The organism is Hyphomonas polymorpha PS728, assembly GCF_000685315.1.
Lineage (GTDB): Bacteria > Pseudomonadota > Alphaproteobacteria > Caulobacterales > Hyphomonadaceae > Hyphomonas > Hyphomonas polymorpha.
Genome location: NZ_ARYM01000019.1, coordinates 1 through 23,463, shown reverse-complemented (window position 1 = coordinate 23,463; position 23,463 = coordinate 1). Strand labels below are relative to the sequence as shown.

Here is a 23,463-nt window from a genome sequence, read left to right as displayed (position 1 = left end):
ATAGCTCTTGACTCGATATTAGCATAATTGCTAATTAGCAGATATGGAAAACAGCGTTTTCAAAGCCTTGGCCCATCCGGCCCGCCGGCAGCTTCTCGCCCTGCTGCGCAAGGGGCCCCGCCTCGCCGGCGACCTTGCAGCAGAGTTCGAGGCGAGCTGGCCAACCATGAGCCGCCATCTGGCGGTGCTGAAGGAGGCCGAGCTGATTACAGCCGAGCGGCAGGGAAACCAGATCCTCTACCGCGTGAACACAAGCGTTCTGGAAGACGCAGCCACCGCCCTGCTCGGGCTGCTGGGCCGGGACAATGGCGATGACGACCTTAAGGAGGCAGCCGAATGAAACCCTTTATCCGCACCGGCCTGATCGCATCGGCCATCGCCTTTCTGCTCACATCCGGCATCGCGCTCACCACCTGGAACGCCCTGCCCGAAACCGGCGATATTCCGGTTCATTGGGGCTCGGACGGACAGGCAGATCAGTTTGCGAGCAAGAGTGACGCCTGGGTCTATCTGCTGATCCTTCCAGGCACCGTGCTTCTGACCGGCCTCCTTCTCGCGCTCGTCCCGGCGATTGATCCGCGCAAACGCAATATCGATACCGGGCGGCGGGCCTATCTGGCGACATGGGTCGGCGTCATGACGCTCTTGACCTTCGTTCAAGGCGGCATCGCCTTCGGCATGCTGGGAACCGGGGAGGATACCCTTTACTCCGACACGATGGTCCGTCTGGTGATCGCGGCTTGCGGCGCCCTCTTCATCGTCATCGGCAATTACCTGCCGAAAACCCGCTCCAGCTTCATGTTCGGCATCCGCACCCCCTGGACCCTGTCTTCGGACATCGCCTGGGAGAAGACCCACCGCCTGGCGGGCCCATTGTTCATGGTTGCCGGCGCCCTGGGTATGGCGGGCGCCTTTCTCTTCAGCGGCATCTGGCTGGGCCTGCAGCTGTCGGTCCTGGTGGTCTCCGCTGCCCTCATTGCTGCGGTTTATTCCTACTTCGTCTGGCGCAAGGCTGACGACCGGGATGCCGGATCCGGCCTCACCATCTAAGGCTGGCCCCATCAACACTATTGAACCGCGCATGTACCGCCCTTAATCCAGAGACATGGCGGACCAGTCAGACATCCTCAGCCTCATGCAACGGCTCGACCAGCGCTCCCGGAACATTTTCCGGGAGATCGTCGAGGGCTATCTGGCAACGGGCGAGCCGGTCGGCTCGCGCACCCTTTCCAAGGCGGGCATTGCCCTCTCCCCGGCCTCCATCCGCAATGTGATGGCAGACCTGACAGACCTCGGCCTGCTCGACGCCCCCCACATCTCTGCCGGCCGCGCGCCCACCCACAAGGGCCTGCGCCTCTTCGTCGACGGTTTCCTCGAATACGGAGACCCTTCCCGGGAAGACAAGAAACAGATCGACGACCGGCTGGCCTCCGCGGGCACCGATCTGGAAGCGGTTCTGGGGGAAGCCTCCGACATCCTCTCCGGCCTTGCCGGGGGGGCAGGCCTTGTCGCCTCCCCCGCCCGGGACGCGGCGGTGCGGCATGTCGAATTTGTTCCCCTTGCCGGCGGAGAGGCCCTCTGCGTGCTTGTCACCGAGGACGGCGACGTTGAAAACCGCATCCTCAAGGTGCCAGATGGCCTGCCTGCCACCGCGCTGATCGAGGCGGGAAACTACCTCTCCACGCGCCTCAAGGGCCGCACCTTGGCCGAGGCGGCCAGCGAGGTGCGCGCCGAACTGCAGGACCGGCGCGCGGCGCTGGACGCGGCCACCACAGCCCTCGTCGAAGCAGGCCTTGCCGAATGGGGCGGAGACGCGCCGGGCCGCGGCCGCAGCCTGATCGTGCGGGGCCGCGCCAATCTTTTGGAAGACGCCAAGGCCGCCCAGGATCTCGACCGGGTGCGGCAATTGTTCAACGAGCTTGAACGGCAGCAAAGCCTGCTTGAAATTCTCGACACAACGCGCGAAGCGGGCGGCGTGCGTCTGTTCATCGGGTCAGAAAACAGGCTTTTTCCGTTGTCTGGTTCAAGTGTGATCGTGGCACCCTATATGGGCGGCACAAAACATGTGATCGGGGCACTCGGAGTGATCGGGCCAACACGGCTCAATTATGCCAGGGTGATCCCGATGGTAGATTATACCGCAAAGGTCGTGGGGGAGATCCTCTCGTCCCGGCGCGGAAAGGATGGGAAGTGATGAGCGACGAAAACAAACCGGGTGAAGCCGCTGAAATCGACGCCGGTGTAAACCCTGAAGCCAAGGCGGAAGAAACCGTCACGGTCGAGGAGCTGATTGTGCGCCTTGAGGCAGAGAAGGCCGATATGAACGGCCAGATCCTGCGCCTGCTGGCCGACCTCGACAACACCCGCAAGCGGGCTGACCGCCAGGTCAGCGAAGCCCGCATCTATGCCATCGAGAAATTCGCCGCTGACCTGCTCAGCGTATCGGACAATCTCGCCCGCGCCCTTGACGCCCTGCCCGAAAGCGAGCGCGGCGGGCTTACAGATGCCGGGAAAAACCTCCTCGGTGGCATTGAGATGACCGCCAAGGAACTCAACACCGCCCTCTCCCGGCACGGCGTTGTGCCTGTGGCGGCAGATCCCGGCGCGCCGTTTGACCCCAACGTCCATCAGGCCGTGGCGCAAATCCCGTCGGAGCAGCCTTCGGGCACCATCGCGCAGCTCTTCCAGCCCGGCTGGCGTATTGGCGATCGCACCCTGCGCGCCGCCATGGTGGCCGTCAGCACCGGCCCGGCGAACTGAATACGGATGCGGCTAAGGTGCGGGATCAGTCCCGCACCACCCGCCACGCCGTAACCGTGCCCGGCAGCCAGTTGGGCACGATCACCACATCGCCGAACACGGACAGGTCATTCTGCAGGATGCCGCCTGCCTGGGTATCCAGCAGCGTCGTCACCTGCCCGTCTTCGCTGACATAATGGATATGGCCCGGCCAGCTCGACACCAGATACCCGCCGCCCGGCACCAGGCCAACACCGTCAGCATCCTTCATGCCGCGCGCCAGGATTTGCTCAGCGTCAGCGCCGCGCAGTTCGATCAGATAGCCCTCGGCCATCGTTGAGATCAGCAGCCGCTCGCCATCCCCCAGCAAGCCATTGATGCCTGCCCAATCGGTGGAGGCGCCCAGGAGCCGCGGACCTTCCGGTGTCAACCGGTGAATGCTCGCCGCGCCGGAGTCTGAAACCAGCACCTCGCCCTGCCAGACCGTCATGTCGTTCAGCATCTGGGCGCTGTCGATGCTGATCGTGTCCCGTTTTGTTTCGTTATGGACGTCGAATGTCACCACCTGGTCGATATCGGCCACATAGAGGGTATCGCCCAGCACCGTCATGCCCTTGGGCGCGTCCAGCCCCTCGGCCCAGCGCAGCATCAGCACTGTGCCGTCCGCCCCCAGCTTGGACACAAACCCCTTGCCTTCCTTTGTGCTGCCGTCCCCGGTCACATTGGAAATGAAATAGCTGCCATCAGGCGCAAGGGCGGCGCCCTCAGGCGCGTCGAAGCCATCGGTTACCCACAGCTGTTCCAGCCGTGGCGCGCTCGCCGCCGCTGTCTCAGGTCCGGCCGCTTCCTCAGCATCGGCAGCAGCTTCGACCGCATCAGGCTGGTCGGCTGGCACGCTCGCGGGCCCACACGCGCCCAGAAGAACAAGTGAAATCGCCGTCACACTGGCGGCTGCCAACAGGCGCATGAATTTCTCCCAGAGTTTTCCGGAGCCAACCCTGCCTCAGCCCTGCCCGGCTGGCCAGCTGTTCCGTGGGAGAATACCCCTTCAGCCAACCGCCTCGGCCGCCGCCTCAGGTACGCGACGGCCACCAATGCCGATCCGTTCCCAGGCGCGCTCATGCAGCGTATAGGCCACCGTCTGCACCAGCGGCTCGATCATCCCGATCGCCAGCGCGGCATGCCAGCTGCCGGTCAGGGCAAAGGCGACGGAGATGGCCACGGCAAAGTGCATGGCGCTATAGGTCAGGGTCTTAAGGGCCGGGCGCGGCATGGGGGAAACCTCATTCTCATGAGAGGACATATGCGCTCTTTGAGAATGATTTTCAAATCGGAACAGGTTGCCCGCGTCATAGAGCGCGCCTATGGGGCAAATCTGTCATGGCCTCTTGAGCCTGCCCCACAGTTCCCCATATCGAGGGCCAAAGAAGCGAGCGGATTTAATCCCCCAACTCGCTGCTCAAAACTGAACCCTTGATAGAGCCATTGGCGGCGCGGGGCTGCTGAGCAGACCGAACCCAAACGAAGCCAGTGGCGGCTGACGAAAGAGAGAGACATATATGAGCAAGATCATCGGTATCGACCTCGGCACCACCAACTCCTGCGTGGCCGTCATGGAAGGCGGCCAGGCCAAGGTCATCGAAAACGCAGAAGGCGCCCGCACGACCCCGTCGGTGGTGGCCTTCACTGAAAGCGGCGAACGCCTCATCGGTATGCCCGCGCGCCGTCAGGCGGTGACCAACCCTGACTTCACCTTCTACGCCATCAAGCGCCTGATCGGCCGCACCTTCGACGATCCGACCGCGCAGAAGGACAAGGAACTGTCCCCCTTCGCCATCGTCAAAGGCCCTGCCGGCGACGCCTGGGTGAAAGGCCGCGACAAGGATTACGCCCCGCAGGAAATCTCCGCCTTCATCCTCACCAAGATGAAAGAGACCGCTGAAGCCTATCTCGGCTCCAAGGTTACCCAGGCCGTCATCACCGTCCCGGCCTACTTTAACGATGCCCAGCGACAGGCCACCAAGGATGCTGGCCGCATCGCCGGCCTTGAAGTGCTCCGCATCATCAACGAGCCGACCGCCGCAGCCCTCGCTTACGGCCTCGACAAGGGCGGCAACAAGACCATCGCCGTCTACGACCTTGGCGGCGGCACTTTCGACGTCTCACTGCTCGAAATCGGTGATGGCGTGTTCGAAGTGCTTTCCACCAATGGGGACACCTTCCTCGGCGGTGAAGACTTCGACCTGCGCGTCGTCGATTTCCTGGCTGCAGAGTTCAAGAAGGAACAGGGCATCGACCTGAAGGCCGACAAGCTGGCCCTCCAGCGCCTCAAGGAAGAAGCCGAAAAGGCCAAGAAAGAGCTGTCTTCGGCCAGCCAGTATGAAGTGAACCTGCCTTTCATCACGGCAGACGCGACCGGCCCGAAACACCTCAACATCAAACTGACGCGCGCCAAGTTCGAAAGCCTGGTCGAAGACCTCGTCCAGCGCACCATCGAGCCGTGCAGGAAAGCTCTGAAGGATGCCGGCAAGTCTCCTTCCGACATTGACGAAGTCGTCCTCGTCGGCGGCATGACGCGCATGCCGGCCGTCCAGGAAGCGGTGAAGAAATTCTTTGGCCGCGAGCCCCATAAGGGCGTCAACCCGGATGAAGTCGTCGCCATCGGCGCCGCGATCCAGGGCGGCATCCTGCAAGGCGACGTCAAAGACGTGGTCCTCCTCGACGTGACCCCGCTCTCGCTCGGCATCGAAACCCTTGGCGGTATCTTCACCCGCCTGATCGAGCGCAACACCACGATCCCGACGAAGAAGTCCCAGGTCTTCTCGACGGCAGAGGACAACCAGCCTGCGGTGACCATCAAGGTTGCCCAGGGCGAGCGCGAAATGGCTGCTGACAACAAGCAGCTCGGCCAGTTCAATCTCGAAGGCATTGCCCCGGCCCCGCGCGGCCTGCCGCAAATCGAGGTCACCTTCGACATCGACGCCAACGGCATCGTTTCGGTCTCGGCCAAGGACAAGGCCACCGGCAAGGAACAGCAGATCACCATCCAGGCAGATGGCGGCCTCTCTGAAGCCGACATCAAGAAGATGATGGCTGAAGCTGAATCCAACGCCGCCGGTGACAAGGCCCGCCGCGAACTGGTCGAAGCCAAGAACCACGCCGAAGCCCTGATCCACCAGACCGAGAAGCAGATGGTCGAGCACGGCTCGAAAGTCTCCGACGTGGTGAAAGGCGAGATCGAAAAAGCCATCGCCGATCTGAAAGAAGCCGCGGCCGGCGACAACACCGCCGACATCTCGGCCAAGCATCAGGCCCTGATGAACGCCGCAATGAAACTCGGCGAAGCCATCTACGCCGCTCAGGGTGCTGGCGCCACTGAGGGGGAAGACGCGCCCCAGTCCAGCAATGACGATGTCGTCGACGCCGACTTTGAAGAAGTCGACGAGCGCAAGTAAGGCTGGTTCATCCCGACACAAACAAAACCCCGCCGGATCACTCCGGCGGGGTTTTTCTTTTGCGGGGCAGCGCTGCGCCGGGCAGAGCTTCTGGTCTTATGCCTGCGCCGCTTCAATCCACCGCTTCACGAGCCCAGGCAGCTTCTTCTCGGCTACCGTCACCTCTTCCATTCCGCCAAACGCCGCCAGGGCACGAATATCGGACTGGAAGACCAGCAGCCCCGTCTCATCGGCAATCAGTGGCGGCCCGCCCTTATTTTCCTTGCGCGCCGTATCGCAATGGAAAATCAGACGAACCGATTTCAGGTCCCCGAAATTGAAGGTGAGGTAGTGCACACCACCAAGCGAATAGCTGGGCGCGTTCCATTTAATGCCTTCCTCGAAGCGGGGGGCCTTCAGGCCCCGGATGATCTTGCGCAGGGCTTCGGCCTCTGCGCGTTTGGGGTGCGCAAGCGCCGCCATGAATTCATCCGGAGTGGCTGATTTCCCCGGCATGCTACATCGTCACCACGACCTTGCCCTGCGCCTTGCGGTCCTGCAGTTCACGGATGGCATCGGCCGCCTGCTCCATCGGATAGGTGTTGGAAACATGCGGTCGGATCTTGCCGGCCTTGTAGAGGTCGAACAGCTCCTTCACGTTCTGCTGGTGGGCCTTCGGGTCTCGCGCTACCGCCGCGCCCCAGAATACACCGCGCACATCGCAACTTTTCAGGAGCGTCAGGTTCAGCGGCAGCTTCGGAATGCCCGCCGGGAAGCCGATCACGAGGAAGCGCCCTTCCCAGTTCATCGCGCGCACGGCCGGCTCGGCATAATTGCCGCCCACGCCGTCATATATGATGTCGACCCCGCCGCCGGAAACGGCCTTGATGTCGTCTGAGAATTTCTTCTGCCCGTCCCGGTCCAGTTCGCGCTCATAGACAAGGCCCTTGTCCGCGCCTTTGGACAGGCAGAAATCCACCTTCTCCTGGCTGGAGCAGGCAGCGATCACTTCCAGGCCCATGGCCTTACCAAGTTCCACGGCCGCAATGCCCACCCCGCCGGCAGCGCCCAGCACCAGCAGCTTCTCGCCGGGCTTGGGATCGCCCCGATCCTTGATGGCGTAGTAAGAGGTGCCATAGGTCATCAGGAAGGCAGCGGCCTCCTCGAACGGCATCCCTTCGGGGATCGGCATCACGCCATGGGCCGGCGCGAGGCAATATTCGGCCATGCCGCCATTGCCGGTGGAAGCCAGCACCCGGTCGCCCGGCTTCACATGGGCAACGCCCTCGCCCACAGCCGAGACAATCCCGGCCACTTCCCCGCCCGGAGAGAACGGGCGCGGCGGCTTGAACTGGTACATGTCCTGAATGATCAGCACGTCGGGATAGTTCACCCCGCACGCTTTCACCTGCACCAGAACCTGCCCCTTGCCAGGGGTTGGCACTGGCACATCCTCGATCACGAGTGTTTCTGGCCCACCGACCACTTTCGACAGTACGGCTTTCATATGCCTCTCCCTTCAAAGCTTGTTGTTTCGACCTTCAGACGGTAGCCATGCCGCGAGCAGGCGCCAAGCCTTACGCAAGGGGAAAGGACCCGCAACGATGTCGAAAATCTGGGCCATCGCCATCCATGGCGGCGCCGGACCGATCCCCGGCCGCGACTACGCCCCGGAAGAGGCACACATCGCAGGCCTGCTGAGACGCGGGGCCGAGGCGCTCGCGAACGGCGAAGCTGCGCTCGATGTCGTCGAAGCCATGGTGCTCGACCTGGAAGCCTCTGGTCTTTATGTCGCCGGCAAGGGCGCCAGCCCCAATACGGCCGGGGAATGGGAACTCGACGCCGCCATCATGGACGGGCGCACACGCAATGCCGGTGCTGTCGGCGCGCTGCAGGGCTTTGAAAGCCCCATCCGCGCCGCCCGCGTCGTGCTTGAGAAAACCCCCAACGTGCTGATCGTCGGCAAGGGCGCCGCTGCCATCGCCGGCGCCGCAGGCCTTGACCGCGTCACTGATCCGGCAAGTTATTACGGGGCGGTTGATGAAGACACCGTCCAGGACGGCAAAGTGCAGATGGGCACGGTCGGCGCCGTTGCGCTCGACATCTATGGCGATATGGCCGCCGCCACCTCCACCGGCGGTGTTCTCTCCAAGACCCCCGGCCGGATCGGTGACACGCCGATCATCGGGGCTGGCACCTGGGCGGACGAACGCTGCGCCATTTCCTGCACCGGTCTTGGCGAATATTTCATCCGGGCGAACGCCGCCGCCGATGTGTCCGCCCGCATCCGCTATGGCGGTGAGACGCTGGCCCCTGCCCTCAGGGGCGCCCTGGACGATGTCAAACGTCTCGGCGGCAATGGCGGGATGATCGGCGTCTCCGCCAATGGCGACCTCGCAGCTGGGTTCAATTCCAGCGGACTGAAACGCGGCCTAGCTGACTGGAAAGGCCGTTTCGAAGTGGCAACCTTCCTATGACCGTGCTTTTCTGGGCTCTCGCCGTCATCATCGTCTTTGCCATCGCGCTGGCCGCGCAGATGCGGATGATGATATCCATGGTTCTGCGCCGGGCATTGGCCGCAAAGTTTGGCGGCGGCCCGAATGATGTCGAATACCGCGCGGCCATCCTGTCTCTGGGCCGGGAGCCGGCCGACACCGAGGCGGCGAAATATCTGGAGACAGACTATCCCAAACCGCTTGCCCATATGAAGCTCGCCCGCCGGGTTTCCCTGGCCGGCCCCCTTGCCCTGCTGATTGTCGTCGCGATTGGCCGCTTCTGGCTGGGGGCATTCTGATGCGGGGCTATTTCGCCATAGGCTCCGAGCGCATCTCCAAGCCGATGAACCTCGGCGCGCTTATGCGTACGGCCCATGCCTTTGGCGCGAGCTTCGTTTTCTCGATCGGTGCAGAACGCAATCTCAAGGAAGCCTACGCATCGGACACCTCCAAATCCGCAGGCCAGATTCCCTATTATCAGTGGGACTCACTGGACGAGATGCAGCTGCCCAAAGGCTGCCAACTGGTCGGGATCGAGCTGACCGATGACGCCGTGGAGCTGCCCGTCTTCCGGCATCCTCCGCAGGCGGCCTATATCCTTGGGCCGGAAAAGGGCAACCTCTCTGCCGCTGCGCTTGAGCGCTGCGCGCATGTGGTGAAGATCCCGACCCGTTTCTGTATCAATGTCAGCTTGGCGGGCGCTCTGGTCATGTATGACCGGCATCTTTCGATGGGCGGCTATGGCCCCAAACCCATCATGCCGGGCGGCCCGGAGGGCGCACGCCGCAAACATGTTCAGGGTCCTGACAGAAAAAAAGCCGGCCGCTGAGCCTTCAGCGCACGCCGAGCAGCTTCTGCACCATGCCCATGACACCGGTGAACCGCAGGCCGCCATCGCGCACGGCAAGGGCGTAGCAAACCTCGTCCTCATCCGCGACGGGCTGATGTGTATCGTTGGGGCCATTCATGCTGACATCGCCTGGCCCATAAGTGCCCCGCTCATCAGTGAAGCCGCCGGCAAGAACCATCGTGAACTCGTTGCCGCCATGGGAATGCCGCGGGATCCTGGAGCCGGCCGCGATCCGGTAAAGCTCCACATCCATGGAAGAGCCCACATCCAGCTTGAGCCGCTTCAGGCCCAGCCCAAGCATCTGCCAGCCCTGCCGGCCTGCCGCATCAAGCGCCGCAGAACGCACAGGCTCAGGCAGGCTGAGCAACTCGTTAATTGCGTCCCCAGCCGATTTTCCGGCAGCGCGCTGAATCTCAACCGGAACCTCGAGCGCGTCGATCAGGGCGAGCGTGCGCTCCAGCGCGCCGGCGCTCATCCGGGCCGCAGGCGCCGCCTCAAGGAAGTTGCCAGCGATCATCTCGCTTACGGCAACCGAGCCGCGCACATCGGCACGTATCAGACTTTGGGCCTCCAGCATCATGGCAAAGGCGGGATCAATACATCCCGCCGCATAGGCGCTGTAGAGTTCGCTGAAGGAGTTTTGCGGGGCAGCAGTCATTGGCGTCAGGGGTATCTCTATTCCTTTCAGCAAACATTGTCCGGTTTGATATTTCGTCAAGGAAACACAGCCGGAGATTGCAGTTGCCGGGTCAGATCCCGCCTTCCAGTTCTCCTTTCAGCCGCATGAATGCCAGCCGGATACGGGATTTGACCGTGCCCAGCGGTAGATTGAAGGCTCTGGCGATCTCCGAATGGGAGAGACCATCATAAAACGCGGCCTGGACCAGGATCAGCTGATCCTGTGGCAGGCTGGCCAGCCGCTGGCGCACGGCGGCGTCCAGCTGCTCGCGGGATACCGTTTCATCTGGGGTCTGGATCTCCGGTGGCTGCAGCACCGGATCGTCTGCATTGAGTTCGGGGCGGCGCTGGCGCCGCTGGGCGTCGATCCGGCGGTTACGCGCAATTCTGAAAATCCACGTAGAGACCGAGGCCTGCTGCCGGTCATACATTCCCGCCTTCTGCCAGACGGCGATCATCACCTCCTGCGCGAGTTCCTCGGCTTCGGCGTCCCCCGCCCCCAAGCGCAACATGAAAGCCTTCACGCGCGGGGCATAATAGCTGAACAGTTCGGAGAAGGCGTTGCGGCACCGGCGTTCGGCAATGGCAGCCATCTGGTCTGCATGCCGTTCCCGCATGACCGGGTCTGCTATGCGGACGGTATGGTCGAACACGCGCCGGGCCTTTCGGGGATACGAACGCGCATTGTCTGTCTTCAGGAACGGTAAGGCAACCATGGCGCTTGTAATTTCCCTGTTGTGCCCGCGTCAGGTGTTTTGCTTGAGATAGCCCCCGGTGTATGGGTCTGGGAGCGTCGGAGGTAATGTGTGAGTATTTTATCCAACATGCAACAGAAAACGACACGTATCGCGCGGCCTCTCGGTCTCGTGATCCTGGCGGCCGCCATTTCGGGGGCTGCGGTGGCCGAGCCAAAAGCGCTTGGACGGTTCAAGGACTGGGCGGTGTTCACCGAGGAAAAAGGCGGTGATCTGATCTGCTATGCCGCCACCGAGGCCAGCTCCAAGGCCCCCTCTTCGGTCAAGCATGGCGATGTCTGGTACTATGTGACCAGCTGGAAGTCTGGCCAGGCCAGGAACCAGCCGAGCTTCCGGGTCACCTATGATCTCAAGGCCGATAAAGCCCCCAAGACCACCATCGGGCGGTCTTCCTGGCAGATGTTTGTTGCCGGCCGCGAGAGCTTTGCGGACGATGCCGATGATCCGCGCATTGTCGACGCGCTGAAGAAAGGCTCCAGCCTGACCGTCACCGCCCAGTCAGCGCGCGGAACGAATGTCACTTACCGATTCTCCCTCAGCGGCTCGGCCGACGCGATTGCCAAGGCCGAAGAAGCCTGCCGCTGACCGGCCAAACGAAAAGCGGCGGCCTCCCGAAGGAGACCGCCGCCTGACTGCTCAGGTTCCTGAACCTGCCGCGATTACTGGGTAACCGGCGTCAGGATGATCTCAACGCGGCGGTTCTGAGACCGGCCCGCTTCGGTCGAATTGTCAGCCACCGGATAGTCGATGCCCATGCCGATAGCCGACATACGAACCGATTGCACACCCTGGTTGACGAGGTAGCCGCGCACAGCATCGGCGCGCTGCTGCGACAGGCGCTGGTTGAAATCGCGGGCGCCTTCCGAAGAGGCGTGGCCACGGATGTCAACAGCGGTCGAGGGGTACTCGTTCAGCGTGGCAGCAACCTGGTTCAGCGTCTGAAAGAAGCTCGGCTGGATCGTTGCGCTGCCTTGCTGGAAGGAAATGCCCGAGGGCATGGTCAGAGCAATCTGATCACCCTGACGCTCGATCTCGATGCCGGTGCCTGCAGTCTGCTGACGCAGTTTTTCTTCCTGCCGGTCCATGTAGACGCCAACCGATGCGCCAGCGACGGCGCCAACGGCAGCGCCGATGGCCGCGTTACGTCTGTCGTCACCGCCCGCCATCATCCCGGCGCCAGCGCCGAGGATTGCACCGGCAGCGCCCGTGGTGAGAACGCGCTGACTGGGGCCGGTTTCGCAAGCATGAACGATCGGCAGCATCAGTGCGGCCGCGATGAGAACTGATTTCTTCATGAGAAGGACTCCCTGTGGATGAAGTAACATTACCGCCTGTGGCATGATCAATATGAACGGAGGCCAACTGGGCGATGAATTTTCTATTTTCCCTCTGAAATGAAGGGATTTTCGAATTCTGGCGCGTTAAACTCTGTCCATGTTCGCGCCGTTTTCCTTATGCGTCTGCTCATGCTATAGGCCCGCCCATGACAATAACCCTCGACCTCAGCCGCCGGAATAACGCTGTGCCTGGCAAGGAACGCCTGACGGGCCTTTCGGTTCCCGCGCTCAAGGCGGAGCTGGAGGCCCTCGGCCTTGAGCCCAAGCCAGCCAGCATGCGCGCGCGCCAGCTGCGCCGCTGGATTCACCATTTCGGGGTGACCGATTTTGCCGCGATGACCGACATCGCCAAGGATCTGCGCGCGCAGCTTGCCGAGAAGTTCGAGATCGACCGTCCGGATATCGCCGACCATCAGGTGAGCCGCGATGGCACGCAGAAATGGCTGACCCGCTACGCCCCCGGCGTTGAAGGCGAAAGCGTCTATATTCCGGATGTCGGCAAGGCAGGCGCGTTGTGCGTCTCCTCACAGGTCGGCTGCACGCTGAACTGCACTTTCTGCCATACCGGCACCCAGGCGCTGGTGCGCAACCTGACCGCGCAGGAAATCGTCCAGCAGGTCATCATCGCCCGCGACGCGCTTGCCGAATGGCCCTCCTCCAATGAAGACCGCCGCCTGACGAATATCGTCTTCATGGGGATGGGCGAGCCGCTCTACAATCTCGACAATGTGGCCGAGGCGATCGACACGATTTCCGATGGCGATGGCATTTCCATCGGCCGGCGCCGCATTACGGTCTCAACGGCAGGCGTCGCCCCGAAGATCCCGGAGCTTGGCGCGCGCACCGGCGCAATGCTGGCCATCTCGCTGCACGCCACCAATGACGATCTGCGTAATGAACTCGTCCCGCTGAACCGAAAGTATGACATCAAAACGCTGTTCGAAGCGATCCGTGCGTACCCGGACCTTGGCAATTCCAAGCGCGTGACTTTCGAATATGTGATGCTGAAAGGCGTCAATGACACGCTGGCCGAAGCGCGCGATCTGGTGAAGCTGCTGAAAGGCGTGCCTTCGAAGATCAACCTCATCCCGTTCAATCCCTGGCCAGGCTCGCCCTATGAGTGTTCGGACTGGGAGACGATTGAAGCCTTCGCCGAAGTGCTGAACCGCGCAGGCTATGCCTCCCCCATCCGCACACCGCGCGGCCGGGATATTCTCGCCGCTTGCGGGCAGCTGCGGTCGGAAAGCGTCAAGGTCCGCGCCAGCGAACTGCGCAAGCAGCGCCTGGCGGCCGAAGGCTCAGAAACGCAGGGCTAACAGCCCCTGCATCAGCGGCGCTTGTGCACCAGGCGGTCCCAGATGGCGCCGGGAATATTGGAATAGTCGTCCGTCCATGCACGGCCCCCATCGCTTTCCAGAACACTCCACACGCCGGTGGAATCCAGGGGCGCGAGCGCGAGATCATTTCGGGCAATCGCCACGACTGCGCTGGATTGAGCGCGATAGCCCGTTTCCCGTACGGTGTGATATTGCATGCGGGCGGGCGCGCCGAGTTCACCGGCGACGCGGCCAACGACCGTTTCGAGCGCCATATAGCGGTTGGAAACATGCAGCAGCAGGACGCCGTCTTCCTTCAGGCGGGAAAGATAAAGCGCGACGGCTTCCCGGGTCATCAAATGAGCGGGTACGGAGTCTGACGAGAAGGCATCGATCAGCAGAATGTCGAATGCGCCTTCCGGCTCTGAAACCAGGGTGAGCCGGCCATCGCCCAGAACAATGTCCGCATCGGGCGTGCACTCAGAGAGGTATGTGAAACGTGCCGGATCGCTGGCGAGGCGGGCAACGATGGGGTCGATCTCATAGAAGGTGTAGTGCTGCCCTTCCCCGGCATAGCAGGCCACAGACCCCGCCCCCAGGCCCAGCGCGCCAACCCTGCCGGGGCGCGTATGGCCTGCGAAGACCTGGCCGATGGGTGTTTCCGGCGCATAATAGGTGGCAGGCCGCCAGGCTTCTTCACCGAGGGCCTGGGCGCCGTGCAGCGTGGTACCATGCACCATGACGCGGTAGCCGTCCCGGTCGTGGATCTTCACCACGCCAAAAAATCCGCGCTCTGAATAAGTGCCCACCGTCGGGCTCGTCGCGGCGCCTATTGCCCAGATTGCGGCGGCAGCGCCGACGCTGGCAAGCCGGGAGCGGCGCACTGCGTAAAGCGCCACGAGCGCCAGAACCAGAAGCACGAAGAAGGATCGCTCCGGCTCACGCGCCAAGGCGGGAACTTCGTACACATACTGCGCAATGATCGCCAAGCCGCCGGCAACCGCCGCCACCACGATCATCCAGGTCGGCCCAAGCCAGTAACGCTGAGGCATCAGCAGCAGCGCCGCCAACAGCATCAGCGGATACTCGGCGACAGTGGTGAAGATGACAGGCACGAGCAGCGCATTGAACGCGCCGCCCAGGACACCCCCCAGCGACATCAGAAGATAGAATTCGGTGAGGCGGCCCGTCTCCGGGCGGTCGTTTGCCAGAAGGCCATGGCAGGCAACGGCAGCGAAGAACAGGGCCGTCAGATGGACAACGAAGGTAAGCAGTGTCGGCACGCCCGACACCTTCGTCAGCACAAAGAGGGCAAGCCCCGCGCATACCGGCAGGATGGTCATCGCGGCCGGCAGGCTGATAGGTGGCCGTTTGGCGAAGACCACGATGAAGCTGCCGATATAGAGCATCAGAGGGGGCGCCCAGAGGAAGGGCGCGCTGGCCACATCCGTGGAGATATGCGTGGTCACGCCGACGAGAAGGCTGGAGGGAACGAAGGCCAGAACAAGCCACCAGAGGCGCTGGCGCCAGACGCTTGGAGAGGGCTCAGCGCTACGTGCCGCCTGGCTTGTAGAAACCGGCACTGCTCCCTCGGCAGGCGCGCGCATCGTCAGCAGGCCGCAGCCGATCAGCAGCACCAGCAGCACGCCATACCCGGCCGACCAGGCCATCGCCTGCCCTGCCAGCGGCGCGAGCGGCTCCAGCAGCAACGGATAGGCTGCCAGCCCGAGGAGCGAACCGGCATTGCTGGCGGCATAGAGATGGTAGGGATCGTGGGCATCGTCCCGGCCCGTGCGCGCATACCATGCCTGGATCAGCGGGGCGGTTGCCGAAATGATCGCGAAGGGCGGCGCGATCGAAACGGCAAACACCCCGATCAGCCAGAGCGCCGGGCGCGCGGGATCTGGATCGCCAAAGAGGCCGGTCAATTCAAACGGCAGGACAAGCGCGGCGATAACGAGCAGCGCGCCATGCACCATCACCTGCCGGGAAAGCGACTTCACGAGATGCGTCAGCAGGTGGGCGTAGGCATATCCAGCCAGCAGCGCCGCCTGAAAACAAACCAGCGACACATTCCAGACATTCGGAGACCCGCCGAGCAGCGGCGTTGCCATGCGGGCAAACATTGGCTGGACGAGGAAGACCAGCGCCGCTGACAGAAACACGGTCACGACAAAGGGCAAGCCGGCAAATCTGTGCAGGAGGGGACCGGCGGGCGGCGCGTGGGCGGCGGAAGGCTGGTTCATCGAGGACCCCTTTAACGCAAGACTATCAAAGGGGGGTAAAGGACAGCTTTCACAGCATAGACACTTGGCGCAGTTGCGAATCCACGGCTGATGATTAACCTGCAAGGAATGCGTTTGCCTCCCTTTCTCCTGGCCCTCTGTGGCGCGGTTCTTTCAGCCTGCGGCAGCGCGGAAGAAGGCCCCTGCAAGACGCAAACCTTTGAAAACCTTCCCTATCTTGTATGCGAGTTTGATGCTTCGCAGGATACAATCCGGCTTTTCCTGCGCGATGAGACCGGCACCCCCTTCGGCCAGTTTGACCGGCTGGCCAATCACGTAGCCTCTCAGGGGGGCAACCTCGTCTTCGCCATGAATGCCGGCATGTATCATGACGACCGCCGGCCCGTGGGCCTCTATATCGAGGACGGCGAAGCGGAGATGGGCCTGGTACGCTCGGCTGGGCCCGGCAATTTCGGCATGCTGCCCAATGGGGTCTTCTGGATCGATAACGGCCGGGCGGGCGTTTCCGAAACCCTTGCCTTCGATGAGCGGTTCAAGGATGCCCCGCCGCGCTTTGCCACCCAGTCCGGCCCGATGCTGGTGATTGATGGCGAGCTTCACCCGGCGCTCAATCCGGATGGCACGAGCCTGCGCCGCCGCAACGGTGTTGGCGTCAGCGCAGATGGCCGCACTGTCTATTTCGTCATCAGCGATGTTTCCGTGAACTTCCATTCGTTCGCGCGCCTCTTCCGGGACGAGCTTGGCACGCCCAACGCGCTCTATCTCGATGGGGCGGTCTCAAAGGTGTATGTGCCAGCGCTGGAGCGCGTCGAGACCGGGCTGGACATGGGCCCCATCGTCGGCGTCATCCGGGAATGAAAACACTCGTCCTTTCGCCAGAACGCCGCCAGCGCCTTGTCGATGAACTCTGCAAGCTGGCGTCGCAGGATTTCGACATTGCCCTCAGCCCGTTCCAGGCGGGCGAACTGGTGGACCGCATGACGGCGCTGATCGGTCCGGCAGTCTACAATGAAGCTGTGCAGGATGTGCGTATGCACCTGCAGCGGGGTCTTGATGATCTCGATGGCGAGGTTTTCGTGGACGATCCCGCCTGACTGCTGAGCGCTTCTTACAGGTCGGATAAGCCGGTTGCGGATCCTCCGGGTCGGCCATATCTGCCTCCCAGACCCCGTACCAATAATTGGAAGAGCCCCCCCATGACGCCCACGCTTTACGGCCTGAAAAACTGCGACACCTGCAAGAAGGCGATCAAGGAGCTCGAAGCGGCCGGAAAACCCGCCGAGTTTGTGGACATTCGCGCCGAGGCCGACCTTCCCTCCAAACTGCCACGCTGGATTGCGGCGGTGGGCGAAAAACTCGTCAATCGCAGCTCCACCACCTGGCGCAGCCTGTCGGACGAAGACAAGGCGCGGGCGAGCGGTGTTACTCTCGAAGGCTTGCTGCTGGGCAACCCCACTCTGATCAAACGCCCGGTGATCGAGACGGGCGATGAGGTGCTTGTAGGCTGGACCGCCGAAACCAAGGCAAAGATCGGCTGACGAGAACAGCGAGGGCAAAGCGCCCGAAATTTTCTCCAGGCCGCGCGACGGATGATAAAGCCGCCATACGTTGAACACGGACTGGCTGCCGGAGACGTGTGATGCGCCCCTTGATCGCGACCCTGATTTTAAGCTGCATACTGCTCGGAGGGGTGGCAGCCGCCGCGCCGGGCCCCTCCCCCAAAGCCGAAACCCTTTCGGTGAAGGCAGGCAAGGACCAACGCGAGTTTATTCTCTACACTCCGCAAGACACCCGCCGAGGTATGCCCGTTGTGCTGGTTTTCCATGGCGGCGGCGGCGGCGCAGAGTGGATGGCGTCAAAATCCCGCAAGCTGGCCCGCACCTTCACCGAAGCGGGCTATGCGGTGGTCTATATGAACGGCTCCTCCCGCAGGGACGGCGAAAAGCTGCGGACCTGGAACGCCGCCCATTGCTGCGCCTATGCCCAGCGCCAGAACATCGATGAAGCCACCTACATCAACGCGGCGGTCGACGCGCTTGACCGCAAGATCGGAATAGACCGCACACGGATATTCCTGGTGGGCCATTCCAACGGCGCGATGCTGTCCTACCGGGTCGCCGGGCAGATGAAAGACGCTCCCCGTGCCATCGCCCCGATCAGCGGCGCCATCTTTGCCGACCAACCCGCCCTTCCCGCGCGTACGTCGATCTTCATGTACCATGCCAAGGATGACGAGGTGCTGAGTTATTCCGGCAACCCGGATGACAAAGCCGAACGCTGGCGCACGCAGCCGCACCTTGGTTTTGAAAAGGCGGAAGTAGAGCTTGCCCGCCTCAAAGGCTGCGGCGCGCCAGGCATCGCCTCGCCTGCGCCCGGCCTGACCGAAATCCGACGCGCCTGCGCAGGAGGCTCAACCCTGCTGGCCCTGAGCGCAGAAACCGGCGGCCATGAATGGGCTTCGCGGGCCGCCGCCAGCTATCAGATCGAAGACACCCTTCTCACCTTCTTCAACAGCCAGCGCTGATCGTCAGGCAGGGATCAGCACGCCCGCAAGGTTATCGAGCGCATTCGTCCATCCGACCTTGACGCCTTCGAGCAGGTCTGAACCGTCCACCGCGACTGTCTGCAGGGTAAGCACCATACGCGTTCCGTTTTCCACGCCGATAAACTCGGCCGAAATCAGGCTCACGCCCAGCAGTGTGGATCCCTCGCTGATTGCCTCGGAATAAACGATCCGCGCGTCTGGCACGATATCAAGATAGCGCCCGACTACCGTGGCCACCGGCTCGCCGCCCACCATGCAGATCTGGATATCTTCGCCGCCAACGCGGAAATCCGCGGCTTCATTGCGGATCTCGACATCAGTGGACGGAGCACCCCAGATACGCCGTATCTCTGGATCTTCCCAAGCCCGGAACACCCGCATGGGGCTCGCCGCATAGGTTCTCTCGAGTGTTTCGGTCCGGTGCACCATCGTCTGATGGGTCATTGGGTATCTCCTTTTTGATTGAGCAAGTCGCCGAGCCGGTCGAGCCGGCTTTGCCAGGCGGCTTGATAACGGGTGATCCAGCGGTCCAGGTCGGCAAGACGCTGCGTCTCCAGCCGGCAAGTTCTCACACGCCCGGTTTTCACCGTGGTTATGAGGCCCGCCGCTTCCAGGACACGCACATGCTGCAGAAAACTTGGGAGAGCCATGTCATAGCCCGCCGCGAGATCGGTCACGCTTGCCTCCCCTGTCGACAGTCGCGCAATGATGTCCCGGCGCGTCGCATCTGCCAGGGCACTGAAACCCCGGTCGAGAAGGTGAGGATCGATCGGTGAATGGTTAGTCATATGCCTTAGTATCGCGCGCCGCCGGGCGAGTCAATATACTTAGGTTATCCCCTAACTTTCCAGTTGATCGCCTTGGCCTAATGGTTTCGTCGTTGCCCCTCTTCCGGGGGTAGGAGACCCGCAGGCCCTCCGTTAGTTTCTGGCGAGCACCAACCCGGAGCCGCCCATTCATGCGCCTTGCCCTCGCCGCGTTCAGCCTGCTGGCTTTCAGCATCACCGCTCATGCAGAAGCCGAACCCTGCCCCGAGGATGCCGAGCAACGCCTCTATGAAATGGTTGAATCCATTGGGCGAGGCGCGCAATCCGACGCAGCGCCCGTTGCAACGCTGGCCGAATGGGCGGTGGCAACCTGCCAAGCCAGAACTCATGTTCAGGCCCTCGCTGCCACGCTGCTGGGCGCCGTAATCCAGGCCACCCCGGACAGGCAGAAGCTGGCCCACTATGTCGATCTTGCCGAGCGCGCGATCAGCCTCAATGACAGTTCATGGAACCCGCGAATTGGCCCGGCCGTCCTTAAGAAGTCCGATGGCTCAAGTATCGATTACTTCGGGTACAGTCAGGCCACGGGCGTACTGATTGACCGGGTGCTGCCCTATGGGGTGGCGCTGGCAGAGGCAGGTATGCCCCCGCGCCTGCTTTCCGGAGAACCTTATTCCGGCTGCCCATATGCAGCCCATTCCGCCAGCCGCTTGGCGGACGAGGCCCGACTGTGGGACAAAAACGTTTTCATGAAATCCGATCAGCCGTTGTTTGTCCTGGCTGAAACCCGGCTCCAGATGCTGCAAGCCTCCTGCCCCAGCCATCGCCGTGACCTCAACTTTTACCTCGCCCGGCTATACGGCCAGGAAGTTGAAGTGCTCACCGGCTGGGGCCATCATTACAGTGAAGACTTCCAGATGCGAAATGGAGGCTGGTACTGGCGCCACGAAATGCTTCGTGACCTGATCTTCGAAGAAGACGAGATGCTGGCGCGGAAAGCGGAATTCGATGCCCGCGCCCGCCCGCTGGCAGAAAAGGCAAAGCCCTATCTGGACGCACTCTACAAGCTTCCCGAAACCTTGACAGCCAAGGACCACGAACAGCTCGAGCGGGCAAATAGATGGAAAAAGGCCGTCGGCGCTAGCCTGGCCGCAGACTGATCAGTTCTCGTCGCGCTCATTGGCAATATCAGCGGCGATATCCTCAACCGCCGCGTCGGTCGCTTCGACGACCTCATTCGCTGCAGCGCTCGCCTCGGTCGCCGCCGCGCCCATCATCCGGTCCATCCGCGCGCCGGCGGATTCGAAGGACCCGTCTACCAGGCGGAAGATCATCATGATGGCGAAGAACAAGACCAGAATGGCCGTCACGATTGCATGAAACGCTTTCATTGGTGTCAGATGCCCCTGCTCAACCTATCGAATTAACCAATGCGCGTCCGCGCCAAAGGTTCCCCACACCCCCTTCCCCCGGCCGCCCATCTCCCCTATGGTTCCCCTATCCGAGGGGCGCGCATGGCAAGCGCTGAGATGGGGCCGATACCGCTCCAGCACCCTTTGAACCTGATCCGGGTCGCGCCGGCGTAGGAACGGAAACCGAGACGCTAAACGCTCCCGGGTCTTCACAGTTGATTGGAGACCCAGATGAACAAGCCCACCAAGCCCGGCGATTTCGACGCCCCCAAAGTCACGACCGGCGCCCTGCCCGCCAGCCGCAAGGTCTATACCCATCCCGCCCCCGGCCTTGCCGTGCCCCACCGGGAGATTGACCTTCATCCGTCTGCCAATGAGCCGCCGGTGCGCGTCTATGACACCTCCGGCCCCTATTCGGACCCGGCCGCCGAGATCGATGTGGAAAAAGGCCTGCCCCGCGGCCGCCGCGACTGGATCCTGGAGCGTGGCGGCGTGGAGGAATATGAAGGCCGGGACGTAAAGCCCGAAGACAATGGCGGCGCCACCGGCAAATATCTCGCCCGCGAATTCCCGGTGAAGCACAGGCCCCTGCGCGGCCTGCCCGGCCAGAGGGTGACCCAATACGAGTTCGCCCGCGCCGGCATCATCACCAAGGAGATGATCTATGTGGCCGAGCGGGAAAACCTCGGGCGGCAGCAGGCGCTCGAAAACGCCCGCGCGCAGATTGACCAGGGCAATTCCTTCGGCGCGGAGATCCCCGAATTCATCACACCCGAATTCGTCCGTTCAGAGATTGCCCGTGGCCGCGCCATCATCCCCTCCAACATCAACCATGCCGAGCTTGAGCCCCAGATCATCGGGCGCAACTTCCTTGTGAAGATCAATGCCAATATCGGCAACTCGGCCGTTGCCTCCTCCGTGGAAGAGGAAGTGGAGAAAATGGTCTGGGCGACCCGCTGGGGCGCGGACAATGTGATGGACCTCTCCACCGGCCGCAACATTCACAACACCCGCGAATGGATCATCCGCAACAGCCCCGTGCCCATCGGCACCGTGCCGATCTATCAGGCGCTGGAGAAGGTCAACGGCATTGCCGAAGACCTTACCTGGGAAGTCTACCGCGACACGCTGATCGAGCAGTGCGAACAGGGCGTCGATTATTTCACCATCCATGCCGGTGTGCGCCTCGCCTATATCCACCTCACCGCAAAGCGCGTCTGCGGCATCGTCTCGCGCGGCGGCTCCATCATGGCGAAATGGATGCTCGCCCATCACAAGGAGAGCTTCCTCTACACCCATTTCGAGGAAATCTGCGACATCATGCGCGCCTATGATGTCTCCTTCTCATTGGGGGATGGCCTACGCCCCGGCGCGATTGCGGACGCGAACGACGCGGCCCAGTTTGCAGAGCTCGAAACGCTCGGTGAGCTGACGAAGATCGCCTGGGCGAAGGGCTGCCAGGTGATGATCGAAGGGCCCGGCCATGTGCCGATGCACAAGATCAAGATCAACATGGACAAGCAGCTCAAAGCCTGCGGCGAAGCCCCCTTCTACACGCTCGGGCCGCTGGTGACCGATATTGCTCCGGGCTATGACCACATCACCTCCGGCATCGGCGCGGCGATGATCGGCTGGTTTGGCACGTCCATGCTCTGCTATGTGACGCCCAAGGAGCATCTGGGCCTGCCGGACCGGAATGATGTGAAGGTCGGCGTGATCACCTACCGCATCGCCGCCCATGCGGCCGACCTCGCCAAGGGCCACCCGGCGGCGCAGCTGCGCGATGATGCGCTGTCGCGCGCGCGGTTTGAATTCCGCTGGGAAGACCAGTTCAACCTGGCGCTCGACCCCGAAACCGCCCGCGACTTCCACGACCAGACCCTGCCGAAAGACGCACATAAAGTGGCCCATTTCTGCTCCATGTGCGGCCCGAAATTCTGCTCGATGAAGATCACCGCGGAAGTCCGCGACTACGCCGCCGGAATGTCCGAGAACGAACGGATGGACCTGGAAAAACAGGCCGCCGAAGCCCGCAAGGGCATGGAGGAAAAAAGCCGCGAGTTCCTGGACAAGGGCGGGGAGATTTATCTCTCCGAGGATGGCCGGAAGAGAGAGGCGATTGATTAAAGCGGAATGCCGGACGCTATTATCATAGCTGGCGCGAATGGTGCGGGCAAAACCACTTTTGCCCGCCACTTTGTCCCGATGGCTTTCCCCAATGCAGTGTTCCTCAATGCTGACGAGATACAGGCAGAAAGCGCAACGACAGCTTCGCCATTGGCGGCCGGCAGAGAACTCATCCGCCGACTCGAGGAAACGGTTGCCGCCCACCGGGATTTCATTGTGGAAACAACGCTTTCCTCAAATCAATATACCAAAAGAATTCCCGCTTGGCAGGTTGAGGGGTACACGGTCACCCTGATCTTTCTGGAAGTCCCCGGGCCTGACTTCGCCGTCGCGCGTGTCGAAAAGCGCGTGGCCATGGGTGGTCACGGAATTCCTGAAAAGGACATAAGACGCCGCTATCATCGGGGATTGGAGTTGTTTGAAGCAACCTATCGTCACCTGCCGGACTTGTGGTATTGGTATAAGTGGAATGGACAAAGCTATGAAATCTTCGACCAGTTCACAAAAGCGCCCTGACCGGGCCATGATAGAACGTGCGCTCAAAGCGGCCGCGAAAGACGGCACCTCTGGGCGTGCCGAGTTGCAATCCGGTCGTTACAAACCCTCTCCATCAAAGCGCTAGCATTGGTAGGGTGGGTTGAGCGAAGCGATACCCACCGTCTGCCCTCGCCGCACCCGCCGCCCGGTGGGTTACGCCTTCGGCTAACCCACCCTACGAGGCTTCGCGTGCCAAAGCCCCGGTAATCATCCCATTTTTAAGCG

At 62.2% G+C, this 23,463-nt stretch carries 28 protein-coding genes and 1 riboswitch; of the genes, 17 read left to right on the top strand and 11 right to left on the bottom strand.

Annotation, left to right across the window (positions count from 1 at the left end):
* The first annotated feature begins 43 nt into the window (after nucleotides 1-43).
* Genes HPO_RS14790 through HPO_RS14775 form a run of 4 tightly spaced genes read left to right on the top strand, consistent with a single transcriptional unit; the run spans nucleotide 44 to nucleotide 2,760 of the window.
* The gene (locus HPO_RS14790) at nucleotides 44-340 is read left to right on the top strand and encodes a metalloregulator ArsR/SmtB family transcription factor (protein WP_035600375.1); all 297 of its coding nucleotides are present in this window, start codon (nucleotides 44-46) and stop codon (nucleotides 338-340) included.
* Nucleotides 337-1,050: an SdpI family protein gene (locus HPO_RS14785; protein WP_035600373.1), complete on the top strand. Its 714-nt coding sequence runs from the start codon at nucleotides 337-339 to the stop codon at nucleotides 1,048-1,050. Before HPO_RS14790 ends, HPO_RS14785 begins: the two co-directional genes overlap by 4 nt.
* A gap of 55 nt (nucleotides 1,051-1,105) precedes the next feature.
* Nucleotides 1,106-2,194, top strand: coding sequence for a heat-inducible transcriptional repressor HrcA (gene hrcA, locus HPO_RS14780; protein ID WP_051612658.1), 1,089 nt, complete (start codon nucleotides 1,106-1,108; stop codon nucleotides 2,192-2,194).
* A complete protein-coding gene (locus HPO_RS14775) occupies nucleotides 2,194-2,760 on the top strand; it encodes a nucleotide exchange factor GrpE (RefSeq protein WP_035600372.1) in 567 nt (188 codons plus the stop codon). The genes hrcA and HPO_RS14775 overlap by 1 nt, the downstream gene beginning before the upstream one ends.
* A 25-nt stretch (nucleotides 2,761-2,785) precedes the next feature.
* On the opposite strand, the gene HPO_RS19905 is transcribed toward HPO_RS14775, so the two are convergent.
* Together HPO_RS19905 and HPO_RS14765 are read right to left on the bottom strand one after the other, a co-directional pair.
* On the bottom strand, nucleotides 2,786-3,706 hold the full coding sequence (locus tag HPO_RS19905; protein ID WP_051612657.1) for an NHL repeat-containing protein: 921 nt from the start codon (nucleotides 3,704-3,706) through the stop codon (nucleotides 2,786-2,788).
* An 81-nt stretch (nucleotides 3,707-3,787) separates the two neighbouring features.
* Nucleotides 3,788-4,012, bottom strand: a complete 225-nt coding sequence (locus tag HPO_RS14765; RefSeq protein WP_035600485.1) for a DUF2061 domain-containing protein — start codon at nucleotides 4,010-4,012, stop codon at nucleotides 3,788-3,790.
* A gap of 286 nt (nucleotides 4,013-4,298) precedes the next feature.
* Here HPO_RS14765 and dnaK point away from each other — a divergent pair, with 286 nt between their 5' ends.
* Nucleotides 4,299-6,194: a molecular chaperone DnaK gene (gene dnaK, locus HPO_RS14760; RefSeq protein ID WP_035600371.1), complete on the top strand. Its 1,896-nt coding sequence runs from the start codon at nucleotides 4,299-4,301 to the stop codon at nucleotides 6,192-6,194.
* A 96-nt stretch (nucleotides 6,195-6,290) separates the two neighbouring features.
* Here dnaK and HPO_RS14755 read toward each other — a convergent pair whose 3' ends face one another.
* Both HPO_RS14755 and HPO_RS14750 read right to left on the bottom strand, forming a co-directional pair.
* On the bottom strand, nucleotides 6,291-6,656 hold the full coding sequence (locus HPO_RS14755; protein WP_162174053.1) for a DUF1801 domain-containing protein: 366 nt from the start codon (nucleotides 6,654-6,656) through the stop codon (nucleotides 6,291-6,293).
* A gap of 34 nt (nucleotides 6,657-6,690) precedes the next feature.
* A complete protein-coding gene (locus HPO_RS14750) occupies nucleotides 6,691-7,680 on the bottom strand; it encodes an NADPH:quinone oxidoreductase family protein (RefSeq protein ID WP_035600369.1) in 990 nt (329 codons plus the stop codon).
* Between the two features lie 97 nt (nucleotides 7,681-7,777).
* Between HPO_RS14750 and HPO_RS14745 the strand changes: the two genes are divergently transcribed.
* From HPO_RS14745 to HPO_RS14735, 3 genes are read left to right on the top strand one after another with little or no spacing between them, the layout of a single operon-like run.
* A complete protein-coding gene (locus HPO_RS14745) occupies nucleotides 7,778-8,650 on the top strand; it encodes an isoaspartyl peptidase/L-asparaginase family protein (protein WP_035600366.1) in 873 nt (290 codons plus the stop codon).
* Nucleotides 8,647-8,967 carry a hypothetical protein gene (locus HPO_RS14740; protein ID WP_035600364.1) on the top strand — a complete coding sequence of 107 codons (321 nt, stop codon included), beginning with the start codon at nucleotides 8,647-8,649 and terminating at the stop codon, nucleotides 8,965-8,967. Before HPO_RS14745 ends, HPO_RS14740 begins: the two co-directional genes overlap by 4 nt.
* Nucleotides 8,967-9,497 carry an RNA methyltransferase gene (locus HPO_RS14735; RefSeq protein ID WP_035600362.1) on the top strand — a complete coding sequence of 177 codons (531 nt, stop codon included), beginning with the start codon at nucleotides 8,967-8,969 and terminating at the stop codon, nucleotides 9,495-9,497. Before HPO_RS14740 ends, HPO_RS14735 begins: the two co-directional genes overlap by 1 nt.
* A 4-nt stretch (nucleotides 9,498-9,501) precedes the next feature.
* On the opposite strand, the gene HPO_RS19900 is transcribed toward HPO_RS14735, so the two are convergent.
* Both HPO_RS19900 and HPO_RS14725 read right to left on the bottom strand, forming a co-directional pair.
* Nucleotides 9,502-10,176 (bottom strand): ChrR family anti-sigma-E factor, encoded by a 675-nt coding sequence (locus tag HPO_RS19900; RefSeq protein WP_051612655.1) that lies wholly within the window; start codon nucleotides 10,174-10,176, stop codon nucleotides 9,502-9,504.
* A 91-nt stretch (nucleotides 10,177-10,267) separates the two neighbouring features.
* Complete coding sequence (locus tag HPO_RS14725) at nucleotides 10,268-10,912, bottom strand: sigma-70 family RNA polymerase sigma factor (protein ID WP_233349187.1); 645 nt, start codon at nucleotides 10,910-10,912, stop codon at nucleotides 10,268-10,270.
* A gap of 108 nt (nucleotides 10,913-11,020) precedes the next feature.
* On the opposite strand from HPO_RS14725, the gene HPO_RS14720 reads away from it, so the two are divergent.
* Entirely contained in the window at nucleotides 11,021-11,536 is a 516-nt protein-coding gene (locus tag HPO_RS14720) for an invasion associated locus B family protein (RefSeq protein ID WP_241767933.1), read from the top strand.
* Nucleotides 11,537-11,610: 74 nt separating this feature from the next.
* Here the strand turns inward: HPO_RS14720 and HPO_RS14715 are convergent, their stop codons facing one another.
* Complete coding sequence (locus HPO_RS14715; protein WP_084324349.1) at nucleotides 11,611-12,246, bottom strand: YiaD family glycine zipper/OmpA-like lipoprotein; 636 nt, start codon at nucleotides 12,244-12,246, stop codon at nucleotides 11,611-11,613.
* Nucleotides 12,247-12,434: 188 nt separating this feature from the next.
* On the opposite strand from HPO_RS14715, the gene rlmN reads away from it, so the two are divergent.
* A complete protein-coding gene (gene rlmN / locus HPO_RS14710; RefSeq protein ID WP_035600354.1) occupies nucleotides 12,435-13,604 on the top strand; it encodes a dual-specificity RNA methyltransferase RlmN in 1,170 nt (389 codons plus the stop codon).
* Between the two features lie 11 nt (nucleotides 13,605-13,615).
* Here rlmN and HPO_RS14705 read toward each other — a convergent pair whose 3' ends face one another.
* A complete protein-coding gene (locus HPO_RS14705; protein ID WP_035600351.1) occupies nucleotides 13,616-15,850 on the bottom strand; it encodes a spermidine synthase in 2,235 nt (744 codons plus the stop codon).
* Nucleotides 15,851-15,958: 108 nt separating this feature from the next.
* Between HPO_RS14705 and HPO_RS14700 the strand changes: the two genes are divergently transcribed.
* The 4 genes from HPO_RS14700 (at nucleotide 15,959) to HPO_RS14685 (ending at nucleotide 18,374) form a co-directional block, all read left to right on the top strand.
* Nucleotides 15,959-16,708, top strand: a complete 750-nt coding sequence (locus HPO_RS14700; RefSeq protein WP_035600349.1) for a phosphodiester glycosidase family protein — start codon at nucleotides 15,959-15,961, stop codon at nucleotides 16,706-16,708.
* Nucleotides 16,705-16,944, top strand: coding sequence for a DUF2164 domain-containing protein (locus tag HPO_RS14695; RefSeq protein WP_035600347.1), 240 nt, complete (start codon nucleotides 16,705-16,707; stop codon nucleotides 16,942-16,944). The genes HPO_RS14700 and HPO_RS14695 overlap by 4 nt, the downstream gene beginning before the upstream one ends.
* A 102-nt stretch (nucleotides 16,945-17,046) precedes the next feature.
* On the top strand, nucleotides 17,047-17,388 hold the full coding sequence (locus HPO_RS14690) for an ArsC/Spx/MgsR family protein (RefSeq protein WP_035600345.1): 342 nt from the start codon (nucleotides 17,047-17,049) through the stop codon (nucleotides 17,386-17,388).
* A 101-nt stretch (nucleotides 17,389-17,489) separates the two neighbouring features.
* Entirely contained in the window at nucleotides 17,490-18,374 is an 885-nt protein-coding gene (locus tag HPO_RS14685) for a CE1 family esterase (protein ID WP_035600342.1), read from the top strand.
* Between the two features lie 3 nt (nucleotides 18,375-18,377).
* Here the strand turns inward: HPO_RS14685 and HPO_RS14680 are convergent, their stop codons facing one another.
* Complete coding sequence (locus HPO_RS14680; RefSeq protein ID WP_035600341.1) at nucleotides 18,378-18,839, bottom strand: SRPBCC domain-containing protein; 462 nt, start codon at nucleotides 18,837-18,839, stop codon at nucleotides 18,378-18,380.
* Nucleotides 18,836-19,183 (bottom strand): ArsR/SmtB family transcription factor, encoded by a 348-nt coding sequence (locus HPO_RS14675; protein ID WP_035600340.1) that lies wholly within the window; start codon nucleotides 19,181-19,183, stop codon nucleotides 18,836-18,838. The genes HPO_RS14680 and HPO_RS14675 overlap by 4 nt, the downstream gene beginning before the upstream one ends.
* Nucleotides 19,184-19,353: 170 nt before the next feature.
* Between HPO_RS14675 and HPO_RS14670 the strand changes: the two genes are divergently transcribed.
* On the top strand, nucleotides 19,354-20,322 hold the full coding sequence (locus HPO_RS14670; RefSeq protein ID WP_035600338.1) for a hypothetical protein: 969 nt from the start codon (nucleotides 19,354-19,356) through the stop codon (nucleotides 20,320-20,322).
* Here the strand turns inward: HPO_RS14670 and HPO_RS14665 are convergent, their stop codons facing one another.
* Complete coding sequence (locus HPO_RS14665; RefSeq protein WP_035600337.1) at nucleotides 20,323-20,553, bottom strand: hypothetical protein; 231 nt, start codon at nucleotides 20,551-20,553, stop codon at nucleotides 20,323-20,325.
* A gap of 103 nt (nucleotides 20,554-20,656) precedes the next feature.
* Nucleotides 20,657-20,768: riboswitch (TPP riboswitch) on the top strand.
* Nucleotides 20,769-20,805: 37 nt separating this feature from the next.
* On the opposite strand from HPO_RS14665, the gene thiC reads away from it, so the two are divergent.
* Together thiC and HPO_RS14655 are read left to right on the top strand one after the other, a co-directional pair.
* Nucleotides 20,806-22,701: a phosphomethylpyrimidine synthase ThiC gene (gene thiC, locus HPO_RS14660; RefSeq protein ID WP_035600335.1), complete on the top strand. Its 1,896-nt coding sequence runs from the start codon at nucleotides 20,806-20,808 to the stop codon at nucleotides 22,699-22,701.
* Nucleotides 22,702-22,707: 6 nt separating this feature from the next.
* Nucleotides 22,708-23,217 carry an ATPase gene (locus tag HPO_RS14655; RefSeq protein WP_035600333.1) on the top strand — a complete coding sequence of 170 codons (510 nt, stop codon included), beginning with the start codon at nucleotides 22,708-22,710 and terminating at the stop codon, nucleotides 23,215-23,217.
* Nucleotides 23,218-23,463 lie beyond the last annotated feature (246 nt).

Bases quoted from the DNA above. Each gene is read 5' to 3' on its own strand.
- HPO_RS14790 (WP_035600375.1), top strand. From the start codon at position 44: ATGGAAAACAGCGTTTTCAAAGCCTTGGCCCATCCGGCCCGCCGGCAG.
- HPO_RS14680 (WP_035600341.1), bottom strand. From the start codon at position 18,839: ATGACCCATCAGACGATGGTGCACCGGACCGAAACACTCGAGAGAACC.
- HPO_RS14755 (WP_162174053.1), bottom strand. From the start codon at position 6,656: ATGGCGGCGCTTGCGCACCCCAAACGCGCAGAGGCCGAAGCCCTGCGC.
- HPO_RS14750 (WP_035600369.1), bottom strand. From the start codon at position 7,680: ATGAAAGCCGTACTGTCGAAAGTGGTCGGTGGGCCAGAAACACTCGTG.
- HPO_RS14785 (WP_035600373.1), top strand. From the start codon at position 337: ATGAAACCCTTTATCCGCACCGGCCTGATCGCATCGGCCATCGCCTTT.
- rlmN (WP_035600354.1), top strand. From the start codon at position 12,435: ATGACAATAACCCTCGACCTCAGCCGCCGGAATAACGCTGTGCCTGGC.
- HPO_RS14685 (WP_035600342.1), top strand. From the start codon at position 17,490: ATGCGCCCCTTGATCGCGACCCTGATTTTAAGCTGCATACTGCTCGGA.
- HPO_RS14670 (WP_035600338.1), top strand. From the start codon at position 19,354: ATGCGCCTTGCCCTCGCCGCGTTCAGCCTGCTGGCTTTCAGCATCACC.
- HPO_RS19905 (WP_051612657.1), bottom strand. From the start codon at position 3,706: ATGCGCCTGTTGGCAGCCGCCAGTGTGACGGCGATTTCACTTGTTCTT.
- HPO_RS14775 (WP_035600372.1), top strand. From the start codon at position 2,194: ATGAGCGACGAAAACAAACCGGGTGAAGCCGCTGAAATCGACGCCGGT.
- hrcA (WP_051612658.1), top strand. From the start codon at position 1,106: ATGGCGGACCAGTCAGACATCCTCAGCCTCATGCAACGGCTCGACCAG.
- HPO_RS14675 (WP_035600340.1), bottom strand. From the start codon at position 19,183: ATGACTAACCATTCACCGATCGATCCTCACCTTCTCGACCGGGGTTTC.
- HPO_RS14695 (WP_035600347.1), top strand. From the start codon at position 16,705: ATGAAAACACTCGTCCTTTCGCCAGAACGCCGCCAGCGCCTTGTCGAT.
- HPO_RS14715 (WP_084324349.1), bottom strand. From the start codon at position 12,246: ATGAAGAAATCAGTTCTCATCGCGGCCGCACTGATGCTGCCGATCGTT.
- HPO_RS14665 (WP_035600337.1), bottom strand. From the start codon at position 20,553: ATGAAAGCGTTTCATGCAATCGTGACGGCCATTCTGGTCTTGTTCTTC.
- HPO_RS19900 (WP_051612655.1), bottom strand. From the start codon at position 10,176: ATGACTGCTGCCCCGCAAAACTCCTTCAGCGAACTCTACAGCGCCTAT.
- HPO_RS14745 (WP_035600366.1), top strand. From the start codon at position 7,778: ATGTCGAAAATCTGGGCCATCGCCATCCATGGCGGCGCCGGACCGATC.
- HPO_RS14735 (WP_035600362.1), top strand. From the start codon at position 8,967: ATGCGGGGCTATTTCGCCATAGGCTCCGAGCGCATCTCCAAGCCGATG.
- HPO_RS14705 (WP_035600351.1), bottom strand. From the start codon at position 15,850: ATGAACCAGCCTTCCGCCGCCCACGCGCCGCCCGCCGGTCCCCTCCTG.
- HPO_RS14690 (WP_035600345.1), top strand. From the start codon at position 17,047: ATGACGCCCACGCTTTACGGCCTGAAAAACTGCGACACCTGCAAGAAG.
- HPO_RS14765 (WP_035600485.1), bottom strand. From the start codon at position 4,012: ATGCCGCGCCCGGCCCTTAAGACCCTGACCTATAGCGCCATGCACTTT.
- HPO_RS14740 (WP_035600364.1), top strand. From the start codon at position 8,647: ATGACCGTGCTTTTCTGGGCTCTCGCCGTCATCATCGTCTTTGCCATC.
- HPO_RS14725 (WP_233349187.1), bottom strand. From the start codon at position 10,912: ATGGTTGCCTTACCGTTCCTGAAGACAGACAATGCGCGTTCGTATCCC.
- HPO_RS14655 (WP_035600333.1), top strand. From the start codon at position 22,708: ATGCCGGACGCTATTATCATAGCTGGCGCGAATGGTGCGGGCAAAACC.
- thiC (WP_035600335.1), top strand. From the start codon at position 20,806: ATGAACAAGCCCACCAAGCCCGGCGATTTCGACGCCCCCAAAGTCACG.
- dnaK (WP_035600371.1), top strand. From the start codon at position 4,299: ATGAGCAAGATCATCGGTATCGACCTCGGCACCACCAACTCCTGCGTG.
- HPO_RS14700 (WP_035600349.1), top strand. From the start codon at position 15,959: ATGCGTTTGCCTCCCTTTCTCCTGGCCCTCTGTGGCGCGGTTCTTTCA.
- HPO_RS14720 (WP_241767933.1), top strand. From the start codon at position 11,021: ATGCAACAGAAAACGACACGTATCGCGCGGCCTCTCGGTCTCGTGATC.